The organism is Hydrogenophaga sp. 70-12 (assembly GCF_001897365.1).
Classification (GTDB): Bacteria; Pseudomonadota; Gammaproteobacteria; order Burkholderiales; family Burkholderiaceae_C; genus Hydrogenophaga; species Hydrogenophaga borbori.
In genome coordinates, this window is sequence record NZ_MKSS01000206.1 from 1 (window position 1) to 11,458 (window position 11,458).

The following is an 11,458-nucleotide window of genomic DNA, read 5'->3' on the forward strand; positions in this document are numbered from 1 at the left end:
GCCGAAACCCTGGCCGGCGTGAAGCTGGGCGACGACAGCGTCTCGGGCGAGGCCGGCGCGCCCGAGCGCGGCATCGCCGTGGTGCAGGCCGGCACCGGCGTGGGCAAGTCGGCGGCCTACGCGGCCACGGTGATCCCGCTGGCACTGGCGCAGCAAAAGCGCGTGCTCATCAGCACCGCCACCGTGGCGCTGCAAGAACAGCTCATCAACAAAGACCTGCCCGCGCTGGCCGCGCTGCTGCCCCAGCCCTTTGCCTACGCCCTGGCCAAGGGGCGCGGGCGCTACGTCTGCCGGCTCAAGCTGGACCAGCTGGCCGGCGGCGAGGCGCAGGACGCCGACCTGTTCGGCGAGGAGGGCGCCGGCCCAGCCAGCGGCGCCGCGAAGGACGACTGGGCGCAGCGCGCGCGCCAGTACGCGCAGTGGACCATCGCGCTCGACCAAGGCGACTGGAACGGCGACCGCGACCGCCTCGACGAACCGCCCGATCCCGCCCTCTGGGCGCCGGTGGCGGCCGAGCGCCACACTTGCACCGCGCGCCACTGCCCGGCCTACAACAGCTGCAGCTACTACCAGTCGCGCAACCGGCTGGCGCAGGCGCAGGTGATCGTGGTCAACCACGACCTGCTGCTGTCCACCCTGGGCCTGCACGCGCTGCCCGCGCCGGCCGACTGCTACCTGGTGCTGGACGAAGCGCACCACCTGCCCTCGGTGGCCCAGGGCCAGTTCACGTCGCAGATGGACCTGATGCGCACCGGCTGGCTCGACCCCCTGCCCAAGGCCTTCGAGGAGGTCGCGCGCGCCATCGCGCACCGCCACGACCTGGACCTGGCCGAGGCCACGCGCGGCGCCAAGGCGGCGCTGGCCGATCTGGCGCGCCTGGGCATGGACCTGCTCGGCCCGGCCGTGCGCGAACACCCGGCCGAAGCGCCGCCGCTGGTGCACCGCCTGGACGCGGGCGCCCTGCCGGCCGGCTGGGCCGAGCCCCTGGCCCAACTGCAGGGGCACGCCCAGCGCCTGCTCAAGCTGGCCGAGGCCCTGGCCACGCAGCTGCGCGCCAACGCGCGCGACAACCCCGGCGAGGCCGCGCGCTGCGCCGAGCACTACGCGCGCATCGGCCGCTTCGCGCCGCGCCTGCAAAGCCTGCACGACACCACCAGCCAGTGGCTGCTGCTGGCCAGCGAGGGTGCGCCACCGCAGGCCAAGTGGATCGAGGCCCGCGTGGAGCGCGGCATGGTGGCCATGAGCGCGCACGCCTGTCCCTTGCAACCGGGCAGCCTGCTCAGCGGCCACCTGTGGCGCCAGGTGCGCGGCGCGGTGGTCACCTCGGCCTCGCTGGTCACCTGCGGCGGCTTCGACCACTTCCTGCACGAGGCCGGTCTGGCCTGGGACGCCGCCGTGGCCACGCGCGAGGTGCAGAGCCCCTTCGACCACGCGAAACAAGGCCGCCTGGTGGTGGTGCAGACCCGCGCCGACCCCAAGGACGTGGACGGCTACACGCGCGAGATGCTGGACCTGCTGCTGGCCGACCTGCGCGAGGTGAAGCGCGGCGCGCTGGTGCTGTTCACCTCGCGCGCGCAGATGCGATCGGCCCAGCAGTTGCTGGAGCGTGGCGAGCACGCGCGCCTGCGCGAGCGCGTGCTGGCGCAGGGCGAGGCCTCGCGCACGGTGCTGCTCAAGCGGCACGCGCAGCGCGTGGGCGAGGGCGAGGCCTCCATCCTGTTCGGCCTGCAGTCCTTCGGCGAAGGCCTGGACCTGCCGGGCGAGCTGTGCGAATGGGTGTTCATCACCAAGCTGCCCTTCGCCTCGCCCAGCGACCCGGTGGGCCAGGCGCGCGCCGAATGGCTCAAGAGCCAGGGCCGCGACCCGTTCAGCGAACTCGTGGTGCCCGCCACCGGCGCGCGCCTGCTGCAGTGGACCGGGCGCGCGCTGCGCACCGAGACCGACGAGGCCACCGTGGTCTGTTACGACGGCCGCCTGCTGCGCCAGGGCTATGGCCGGCGCATGCTGCAGGGCCTGCCACCCTACCGCCTGCAGCGGCGGCAGGCGGGGGTGACGGCCGACGTGTGAGGCCGCTCAGGGGGTGAGGGCGCGGGCGCAGCGGGCCGGGAAAACGTTCACCTTGTTGACGATGGCCTGCTGCGTCAGCGTGGGGTCGAAACGGTGCAGGTGCGCGGAGGTGGTGGGCGAGGCCGCGGCCTCGCTGGAGCTCCAGTACCAGCTGTCGGCGATGCCGCCGATGTCGCCGTTCTCCTTCAGGCGGCTCTGCATGTTGCCCGCGAGCAGCGGCGCCGCCTGCGTGCCGCAGACGCCACCACCGAAGGTGTAGCCCAGTTCGCAGATGGCGGGCAGGTACCAGTCGGAGAACCCGCTCGCAGCGCTGTCCTGGCAACGGCCCGCCGCGGACGGGATGGCGCCCACGGCCATGACGATCTGGTTGGTGTTGCTGGCGCCGTCGGTCAGGCTGCTGGCGCCCATGAGGCTGGCAGGGCCCCAGTCGCCCATCGGCGTGGCGTCGCTGGGCGCGGCGACCTTGCCGCCGACGCTGCCGCTGGCGACGGTGGTGTCGTCAAGGTCGAACACCCAGCCGCCTTGGTACCAGCTGCCAAAGGTGATCACCTGGAGCGCCGCGTTCACGCTGTTGGTGTTGCTGCCCTCCACCTCGAGCAAGGCGGACGTCGGGGCGGCGTTGCCTGGTGCGGCCGTGGGCGTGGCGCCGGGCGTGACGGTGGCGGTGCAACTGGCGCCCGCCGCCAGCGTGGCGCCGCAGGTCGAGATCTGGCTGGTGCCCGCGGGCAGGCCCGTGGTGTTCAGGGCCAGGTTCAGCGCGGCGTTGGCACCGGTATTGGTGATGGTGAGCGTTCGTGCGGTGCCCGACACCGCCAGCGCCAGCTGCGACACGCTGAGGCTGAGCGTGGTCGCCGGTGCGGGCGGGGGCGCGGGGGCGGGGGCCGGGCCTGGTGAGGGAGAGGAGTTGCCGCCGCAGGCGGCCAGGCTTCCAAGGGCGAGCAAGGCCATGGCCCTGCGCAACAGGGGGCTGATCGACGGCATCTGCTGGGGTCTCCTGAACGATAGGGGTGACGGCGGCGCCGCGCACGATATCACCGACTCGGGCCGGGCCGCCGCGCCGAACGCCCTTTGCTACGATGCCCCGGGCCCACCGCCGGCCGCTTTCTTCCCCTCTCCACCCGATCGCCATGCTCTACGCCGTCCTCAAACTCCTCCACGTGCTCGCCATCGTCTTCTGGGTCGGCGGCATGGCCTTCGCGCACGTCTGCCTGCGGCCTTCCGTGACGGTGCTGCCGCCGCCCGAACGCCTGCGCCTGCTGCACGCGGTGATGCAGCGCTTCTTCCGGGGCGTGCTGGTGGCCGCGCTGCTGGCGCTGGTCACCGGCCTGTGGATGATCGGCCGCGTGGCCAAGGAGTCGGTGCAGGCGGGCGTGAACTTCGCCATGCCGCTGGACTGGACCCTCATGGGCGCACTGGGCATCCTGATGATCGCCATCTTCGGCCACATCCGTTTCGCCCTGTTCAAGCGCCTGTCGCGCGCCGTGGCGGCCAGCGACTGGCCGGCCGCCGGCGCGGCGATGGCCTCGATCCGCCAATGGGTGCTGGTCAACCTGGTCATCGGCGTGGCCATCATCGCCCTCGCGCTGCTGCTGACCTGAGCGACGTGCGTGCGACACCTGGCCCCGCCCGCCTGCGCCGCGCCGCCACCGCCGGCCTGATCGCCATGCTGTCCGTCCTGCTGCCGGCCTGCGCGCTGCCCCCGCTGGACGGGCGGACCGAATCCCATGCCCTGGCGCCGGCCGAAGCGGCCGGCACCGCACTGGGCCGCGCCCTGGCGCCGCAGGCGGCGGCCCACCCGGGGCAGTCGGGCATCCTGGCGCTGGAGGACGCGCTGGAGTCCTTCGCGGCGCGGATGCTGCTGGCGCGCGCCGCCGAGCGCACGCTGGACGTGCAGTACTACATCTGGCGCGACGACATCACCGGCCACGCCCTGCTGGACGAACTGCGCCAGGCGGCCGCGCGCGGCGTGCGCGTGCGCCTGCTGCTGGACGACAACGGCCAGTCCATGGACGCCACGCTGCTGGCGCTCGACGCCCACCCCGGCATCGAGGTGCGGCTGTTCAACCCGTTTTCGGTGCGCCACCCCAAGGCCCTGGGCTACCTCACGCACTTCTCGCGCGCCAACCGGCGCATGCACAACAAGGCGCTGATCGCCGACAACCAGGCCGCCATCGTGGGCGGGCGCAACGTGGGCGACGAATACTTCGGCGCCACCGATGGCGTGCTCTTCGCCGACCTCGACGTGCTGGCCACCGGCGCGGTGCTGCCCGACCTGTCGGCGGACTTCGACCGCTACTGGGCCAGCGGCTCGTCCTACCCCATCGATCGCATCGTGCCGGCCGGGCGCGCGGCCGACGCGCGCCCGGACAGCGAGGCGCTGGCGCGCCAGGATCCGCGCGCCGCGCGCTTCTCCGAGGCCCTGCGCGCGTCGCGCTTCCTGCCCGATCTGCTGGCGGGCACCCTGGAGCCCTTGTGGGCCCAGGTGGAGATGGTCAGCGACGACCCGCGCAAAGGCCTGGGACAGGCGCGCGACCAGGACCTGCTGGCCCACCAGCTGCGCCGCATCCTGGCGCGCCCGCCGCGGGCCTCGCTGGATCTGGTGTCGCCGTACTTCGTGCCCACCGACGCGGGCGTGGACGTGTTCGCCCGGCTGGCCGCCAGCGGTGTGCGCGTGCGCATCCTGACGAATGCGCTGGAGGCCACCGACGTGTCCGCGGTGCACTCGGGTTACGCGCGCCACCGCCAGGCGCTGCTGCGCGCGGGCGTGGAGCTGTATGAAATGCGGCGCGGCGCCACGGTGCCCGGCCGCTCCGGCCTGATGGGCAGCTCGGGCTCCAGCCTGCACGCCAAGACCTTCGCCATCGACGGCCAGCGCGTATTCGTGGGTTCCATGAACTTCGATCCGCGCTCGGTGCGGCTCAACACCGAACTCGGCTTCATCATCGACAGCCCGGCCATGGCCCAGGCGGTGGAGCGCGCGTTCGGGCGCGAGATCCCGGCCGCCGCCTACGCGGTGCGCTTGGACGGGCAGGGCGGCCTGGTCTGGATCGAGCGCGGCGAAGGCGGGCGCGAGATCCGCCACAACCGCGAGCCCGGCGTCGGCCTGGGGCGCAGCGCCTGGATCGGCCTGTTGTCGCTGCTGCCCATCGAGTGGCTGCTGTAGCCGGCGCTCAGTCGGCCTGGGCCCGCAACCCCGGTGGCGCCACCCGCTCGCCCCACAGCCGGCGCCACAACCAGTCCAGGCCCTGCGCCACGTCGATGCGCATGCCTTGCAGGCGCGAGGCGCGCGGCCCGTTCGCCCGCTCGGCTTCGGTGCCGAGGTCGAAGTGGAAGGTGTAGTGCGGCTCCTGGCCCATGCGCAGGTCGGTCACGTAGAGCCGGCCCCCGTCTTCCAGGACGCGGAAGAAGCCGTGGGTGAACGCGGCCATGCGCCGCAGGCCCTCGACGCCGGCGTGGCGCTCGGCCAGCGCGGCGCCGCGGGTGTAGCGGCGCCAGTCGATCGCGCGGCCTTCGTCGAGCAGCGAGTAGTGGCCCTCGGCGTACTGCGTGGGGCCCACGGTGACCACCCGCCAGAGCACGGTGTTGAAGGGCGCCGGTGTCACCAGCAGTCGATCGGCCGCGATGCCCTGCTGGCGCAGCGAGTCGCGCGCCACCTGGGCCACGTGGTGCTGCGCCGCCACGCTCCACGCCAGGTAGGCGCTGCTCAGCAGCAGCCCGATGGCGTTGGCCCTGAGCCCGGTGCGCGGCGCCGACAGCGCCCACACCACGCCCACGATCAGGGGCAGGGTGTACGCCGGGTCGATGATGAACACGCTGCCCACGCCGAAGGGGTGGTTGCTGAAGGGCAGCAGCAACTGCGTGCCATAGACCGTCATGGTGTCCAGCAGCGGGTGCGTGACCAGGGCCAGCCACAGGGCCAGCCACCAGCGCCGAAACAGCGCGCCCTCGCCGTGCAGGCGCGACACCCCCCAGGCCAGCAGCGGCGCGAACAGCGTGAGGTAGAACAGCGCGTGCGACTCGCCCCGGTGCAACACCATGTTGAGCACGGCGTCGCCGTGGTCGATGAAGGCGTCGAGGTCGGGCAGGGTGCCGGCGATGGCGCCCCACAGGGCGGGCTTCCAGGCGGCGGTGCGCCGGCCCATGACGGCCATGGTGACGGCGGAGCCGAGCGCGATCTGGGTGAGTGAGTCCATGGTGGACGCCGATGCTATCGGCGCTCCATCAGGCCTGGACGACGATGGGGAATGTGGCCTTCACGCCATCGCCGTCGGGCGTGAACGGCCGGGTGAGCGCCGCGCGGGCGGCCTCGTCCAGCCGGCGCCAGAGGCCGTCGCGCGGGTTGCCGGGGTCGCCCTGCACGTAGAGCTGGGTGGTGAGCAGCTCCATGCGGTCCAGTTTCACCTTCACGTGGATGTGCGGCGTGCGCCCGGTGTACGGCACGGGGCGCAGGGCGCGGAAGCGGTAGCGGCCCTCGCGGTCCAGCGCCGCGCGGCCGAAGCCCTGGAAGGCCGGATCGGCGCGGTCGCCGTCGCCCGGGTGGTGGTAGTGCCCGTCCGCATCGCATTGCCAGATCTCGACCACCGCGCCCCGCAGGGGCCGACCGTCCAGATCGACCACCGTGCCCTCGACCCAGGCGGCCTGGCCCTTGCCGTAGCGCACCTGGCCGTTGCGCAGCAGGTCGGCGTCGGTGTCGGCGGGCAGCGCCACGGGGTAGAAGGGGCCCTCGGTCTGGGGGGGCGTGGGCCGCAGGCCGCCTTGCGCGATGGCCGGGCTCAGCCAGCCGGGGGCGGCGATCAGCGCGGCGCTGCCAAGCAGCAGGGAGCGGCGGGTGCGGGCGGGAGTGGGGGTGGCCATGGCGGTTTCGAAGCGCGGGTGGCCGGTGAGTTCCGCGCGCCGCCTCGTATCAGTAGGGTTCGCGCCCCGGTGGGGGCGGGGTGTCGGGCGCGGCCTCGCGGCCGTTGTCGCGGGCCGAGGCCATCCAGGCGATCAGCGAAGAGCGCATGGCCTCTTCCACCGACATCTCGACCGGCGTGACCCAGCTGCGCGGCACGAACACCGTGTAGCCGCCGATCATGTAGCCCATGGGCAGGTAGACGGCCACCTGATCGAGTTCACCGAGCGCGCCGGGCAGACCGCTGAAGTTTTGCCGCGTCACCAGGCCGACGATGGACATCTCGCCGCCCGGTGCGCGCAGCAGGACCACCTGCTGCTGCGGGTGGTCCTTGTCGTGCGGGGCGAAGTAGTCGGCGAAGTTCTTCAGCGAGGAGTAGATGCTCTTGACCACCGGCAGGTTGGTGAAGGGCAGCTCCACCACCGAGAGCACGCGCGCGACCTCGGGGCGCGAGACCAGCACACCCAGGCCGAAGATCAGCGCCGCCACGATGACGATGCCCAGGCCCGGCAGGTAGAAGTCGCCGACGAAGGGGCTGATGAGCGCGCGCGTCAGCGATTCGGTCCACACCACCAGCAGGTACAGCGCGTACAGCGTGAGGGCGGCCGGCAGGAAGGTGATCAGGCCGCGCAGGAAGGTTCGGGTCAGGGTCGATTTCATGGGCGTGGGGGAGAATAGCAGTCCCTGGTGGCGAACGAATGCCGCCGACGGGCGGGCCTTGCAATGGCCGTGCCCGCCCCCAGGTGCCGGATTCGCCCGCATTTCCGCCGCGGGACGCCGGAACTCACGTGACCCCATCCGCTCTCTCACCCATGAATCCTGTTGCCGATCTGCTGGGCCGCGTCGTCGGCTTTGCACTGCGCCTGGCGCTGGGCCTGGCCGCGGCGGTCTTCCTGGTGAGCCTGTTGCTGGCCTCGGTGCTCGCCGTGGCGGGCATGTCGTTGTGGGTCTTGTTCACCGGGCGCCGGCCGGCGCCGCTGGTGGTGTTCGGCCGCATGCGCGAGCGTTCGCGCCAGTACTCGCAGGGCGTGTGGCGCGCTGGCCCGGCCGCGCCGGGCGCTGCGCCGCGCGGCGAGGTGGTGGACGTGGATGCGCGCGAGGTCGAGGAGCCGCGCCGGCCTCAGCCCTGAGGCGGTGGCGCGCGGCGCGCCAGCGCCGCCTCGTACAGCGCGTTGCGCGGCGCGCCGGTGATGTCGGCGGCCGCTTTCACGGCGGCCTTGAGTGGCAGGTCCGCGAGCAGGCGGTCGAGCACGCGCAGGGCGGCCTCGGGCAAGGCGTCGTCCTCGGGGGATGAACCCTCGCGCGGGTGCACCAGCAGCGCGAACTCGCCGCGGATGCGGTTCGCGTCGCCCGCCAGCCAGCCCGGCAAGGCGTGGGCCGCCAGGTGCACCACCTCCTCGAATTGCTTGGTCAGTTCGCGCCCCAGCGTGATCGGGCGGGGCCCCAGGGCCGCGGCCAGGTCGCGTGCCAGCGCCTCGATGCGGTGCGGCGCTTCGAGCAGGACACAGGCCTGTGGGTCATCGGCGATGGCTTGCAGCCCGCGCTGACGCTCCGCGCCCTTGGCCGGCAGGAAGCCGGCGAAGCGGAAACCGCCGTCCCAGCCCGTGTGGCCGCTCACGCTCAGCAGCGCTGTCAGGCTGCTGGGGCCGGGCACCGGCACGCAGCGCAGGCCGGCGTCGCGCACGGCGGCCACCAGGCGCGCGCCGGGGTCGCTCACGCCGGGCGTGCCGGCGTCGCTCACGTACACCACGCGCTGGCCTTCGCGCAGCAGGGCGACGACGCGCACCGCGGCCTCGCTCTCGTTGTGCTCATGCGCCGCGATCAGCGGCTTGTGCAGCCCATAGGACTGCAGCAGCGCGGCGGTGTGGCGCGTGTCCTCGCAGGCCACGCAGTCGGCCAGGTCGAGCACGTGCAGGGCGCGCAGGCCGATGTCGGCGCGGTTCCCGATAGGGGTGGCCAGCATGTACAGCGCGCCCTGCGGAAAATGCTGCGCACCCGCCGCGGCGCGCGCGGCGTGGAGCAGTTCAAGGGCAGGGGGTGACACGTGCGGTGGTTTCCATCAGGGGCGCCGAAGCCGGCGCGCGAGACCGGCCAGCGGGCCGAGGACAGGGCCTTGGCGCACCTTCAAGGCCAGGGGCTGAGCTTGGTGCAGCGCAACTTCCGCACGCCCGGGCGCGGCGGCGGCGAGATCGATCTGATTATGCGGGAGCCCGACGGCACGCTGGTCTTCGTCGAGGTGCGCCAGCGCCGATCAGGGGCCTATGGCGGAGCGGCCGCGAGCATCGATGCCACGAAGCGCCGGCGCATCGTGTTCGCGGCGCGGCACTTTCTGGCGCGGCAGCGGTCCATGCCACGTGCACGCTTCGACGCCGTGCTCATCCACGGCGACGGCGGGGAGCTTCAATGGCTGCGCGCGGCATTCGACGCCAGCGATCCGTTTTCTTTTTGACACGAGGCCCACGGCTATCATCGCGCCCATGCTCGTGCAGCGCATTCAACAGCAATTCATCGACAGCGCCGACCTCAAGTACCAGAGCGCGCCGGTGCTCGCCCCTCTGGTCGAGGGCGCGGTGTCGGCCTTGCTGGCCGGCCTCACGGGCGGTGGCAAGGTGCTGGCCTGCGGCAACGGCGCCGGTGCCGCGCTGGCCCAGCAGTTCGTGGTGCACATCCTGGGCCGCCACGAGCGCGACCGCCCCGGCCTGGCCGCGCACTCCCTGTCGGCCGACGCCGCTGTGCTCACCGGCATCGCCAACGATTTCGACGGCCGACAGGTCTTCGCGCGCCAGATCCATGCCCTGGGTCTCGCGGGCGACGTGCTGTTGGTCTTCAGCACCGACGGCCAGGCCGGCAACCTGGTGGCCGCCATCGAGGCCGCGCACGAGCGCGAGATGACCGTGGTGGCCCTGACCGGCGCGCGCGGTGGCCGCGTGGCCGCCCTGCTGCGCGACACCGACGTGCACATTGGCGTCCCCCACGAGCAAGCCTCGCGCGTGCTCGAGGTGCAACTGCTGGTGCTGCACTGCCTGGCCGACGGCCTCGACGCCCAACTGCTCGGCCTGCCCGATTCCACCCCCATCGACACGGAGAACCCCGCATGACCACGACCCGACCTTCCGCGAACCGAACCCGCCTGGGCACCGCCGTGCTGGGGGCTGTCGGCCTGTCGCTCGTGCTGTCCGCCTGCGCGCCGCTGGTGCTGGGCGGCGCGGCCGTGGGCACCGCGCTGGTGGCCTCCGACCGCCGCAGCTCGGCCACGCAGCTGGAGGACCAGACCATCGAAATGCGCGCCGGCAGCCGCATCCGCGATCAGCTGGGCGGGCGCGCCAATGTCTACGTCAACAGCTACAACCGCCAGGTGCTGCTCACCGGCGAGGTGCAGAACGAGGCCACCAAGGCCGAGGCCCAGAGCATCGTCTCGGGCGTGGACAACGTGCGCAGCATCGTCAACGAGTTGCAGGTGATCAACTCGCCGGGCTTCTCGCAGCGCACCACCGACACCTTGATCACGGGCCGCGTCAAGGCGGGCTTCGTGGACGCGCGCGACATCCCCACCACCGCCATCAAGGTCACCACCACCAACAACGTGGTGTATCTGATGGGCCGTGTCACCGCCAAGGAAGCCGAGCGCGCCACCCACGTGGCCCGCAACGTGGACGGCGTGCAGCGCGTGGTGCGCGTATTCGAGGTGCTGACCGAAGAAGAGCTGAAGCGACTGGCGCCGGAGCCGTCCGTTCAGCCCTCGAACGTCGTGACGCCGCCGCCGGGCAGCAGCGCGCCTGCGACCACCGCGCCGCGCCAGTGAGCGCGACGGGGTGCGCAACACCCCGTGAGTGAGTTGTGATGGAACCCGTCCCCGACAGTGGGCGGGGCGTGCGACTGGCCTCAAGAATCCCTCAAGCTTTCCCCAACTACTGTTGAGGCGGTATTCGGCGTTCTGCCTCGCGCTGATGTGATCGTGCATTCCGTGCCCATGGCGCGGCGTTGTGACTCGCATCAGGGGGCAGGGGATGAGCAGCAAGACGCGCCAGCGCATGGTGTTTCAGCGCATGGCCATGGCGGTGGCCGTGGCCATGGGTGCTTGGTCGATCGGTACGCCAGCCTGGCCGCAGATCGTGGCCGACCCTGGGGCGCCGGGGCGCCAGCGGCCGACGGTGCTGTCGGCGGGCCAGGGCGTGGCACTGGTCAACATCCAGACGCCCAGTGCGGCGGGTGTCAGCCGCAACAGCTACCGCCAGTTCGATGTGGGCGCCGCGGGGGCGATCCTGAACAACAGCCGCGGCCAGGCGCAGACCCAGCTGGGCGGCTGGGTGGCGGGCAACCCCTGGCTGGCCACGGGTGGCGCGCGCATCATCCTCAACGAAGTCAACTCCAGCGACCCCAGCTGGCTCAAGGGCCCGATTGAAGTGGCCGGCCAGCGCGCCGAGGTGGTCATCGCCAACCCCTCGGGCATCCAGGTCGACGGCGCGGCCTTCCTCAACGCCAGCGGCGTCACGCTCACCA

At 72.5% G+C, this 11,458-nt stretch carries 13 protein-coding genes; 8 read left to right on the plus strand and 5 right to left on the minus strand.

What is annotated here, in order from left to right:
- A partial coding sequence (gene dinG, locus BGO22_RS12405; protein ID WP_286851070.1) for an ATP-dependent DNA helicase DinG occupies nt 1-2,067 on the plus strand: 2,067 nt, incomplete at its 5' end.
- A 6-nt stretch (nt 2,068-2,073) separates the two neighbouring features.
- Here dinG and BGO22_RS12410 read toward each other — a convergent pair.
- Complete coding sequence (locus BGO22_RS12410; RefSeq protein WP_286851072.1) at nt 2,074-3,048, minus strand: hypothetical protein; 975 nt, start codon at nt 3,046-3,048, stop codon at nt 2,074-2,076.
- A gap of 146 nt (nt 3,049-3,194) precedes the next feature.
- Between BGO22_RS12410 and BGO22_RS12415 the strand changes: the two genes are divergently transcribed.
- The gene (locus tag BGO22_RS12415) at nt 3,195-3,665 is read left to right on the plus strand and encodes a CopD family protein (protein ID WP_286851074.1); all 471 of its coding nucleotides are present in this window, start codon (nt 3,195-3,197) and stop codon (nt 3,663-3,665) included.
- Nucleotides 3,666-3,730: 65 nt separating this feature from the next.
- Nucleotides 3,731-5,230 carry a phospholipase D family protein gene (locus tag BGO22_RS12420; protein ID WP_286851086.1) on the plus strand — a complete coding sequence of 500 codons (1,500 nt, stop codon included), beginning with the start codon at nt 3,731-3,733 and terminating at the stop codon, nt 5,228-5,230.
- A 7-nt stretch (nt 5,231-5,237) separates the two neighbouring features.
- On the opposite strand, the gene BGO22_RS12425 is transcribed toward BGO22_RS12420, so the two are convergent.
- Genes BGO22_RS12425 through BGO22_RS12435 form a run of 3 tightly spaced genes read right to left on the minus strand, consistent with a single transcriptional unit; the run spans nt 5,238 to nt 7,618 of the window.
- Nucleotides 5,238-6,260 carry a metal-dependent hydrolase gene (locus tag BGO22_RS12425; RefSeq protein WP_286851075.1) on the minus strand — a complete coding sequence of 341 codons (1,023 nt, stop codon included), beginning with the start codon at nt 6,258-6,260 and terminating at the stop codon, nt 5,238-5,240.
- A 28-nt stretch (nt 6,261-6,288) separates the two neighbouring features.
- Nucleotides 6,289-6,921: a dioxygenase family protein gene (locus tag BGO22_RS12430; RefSeq protein WP_286851077.1), complete on the minus strand. Its 633-nt coding sequence runs from the start codon at nt 6,919-6,921 to the stop codon at nt 6,289-6,291.
- Nucleotides 6,922-6,970: 49 nt separating this feature from the next.
- On the minus strand, nt 6,971-7,618 hold the full coding sequence (locus BGO22_RS12435; RefSeq protein WP_070399400.1) for a DUF502 domain-containing protein: 648 nt from the start codon (nt 7,616-7,618) through the stop codon (nt 6,971-6,973).
- Between the two features lie 152 nt (nt 7,619-7,770).
- Here BGO22_RS12435 and BGO22_RS12440 point away from each other — a divergent pair, with 152 nt between their 5' ends.
- On the plus strand, nt 7,771-8,088 hold the full coding sequence (locus BGO22_RS12440) for a hypothetical protein (protein WP_286851079.1): 318 nt from the start codon (nt 7,771-7,773) through the stop codon (nt 8,086-8,088).
- On the opposite strand, the gene rsmI is transcribed toward BGO22_RS12440, so the two are convergent.
- Nucleotides 8,079-9,002: a 16S rRNA (cytidine(1402)-2'-O)-methyltransferase gene (rsmI, locus tag BGO22_RS12445; protein ID WP_070399402.1), complete on the minus strand. Its 924-nt coding sequence runs from the start codon at nt 9,000-9,002 to the stop codon at nt 8,079-8,081. The two genes, BGO22_RS12440 and rsmI, sit on opposite strands and share 10 nt — an antisense overlap.
- Here rsmI and BGO22_RS12450 point away from each other — a divergent pair, their 5' ends adjacent.
- From BGO22_RS12450 to BGO22_RS12465, 4 genes are all read left to right on the plus strand, one after another.
- Nucleotides 9,003-9,407, plus strand: a complete 405-nt coding sequence (locus BGO22_RS12450) for a YraN family protein (protein ID WP_286851081.1) — start codon at nt 9,003-9,005, stop codon at nt 9,405-9,407.
- 28 nt (nt 9,408-9,435) lie between these two features.
- Nucleotides 9,436-10,056 (plus strand): SIS domain-containing protein, encoded by a 621-nt coding sequence (locus tag BGO22_RS12455; RefSeq protein WP_286851083.1) that lies wholly within the window; start codon nt 9,436-9,438, stop codon nt 10,054-10,056.
- Nucleotides 10,053-10,760, plus strand: coding sequence for a BON domain-containing protein (locus tag BGO22_RS12460; RefSeq protein ID WP_204743371.1), 708 nt, complete (start codon nt 10,053-10,055; stop codon nt 10,758-10,760). Before BGO22_RS12455 ends, BGO22_RS12460 begins: the two co-directional genes overlap by 4 nt.
- Nucleotides 10,761-10,965: 205 nt before the next feature.
- On the plus strand, nt 10,966-11,458 hold a 493-nt coding region (locus tag BGO22_RS12465; protein ID WP_286851084.1), incomplete at its 3' end, for a filamentous hemagglutinin N-terminal domain-containing protein.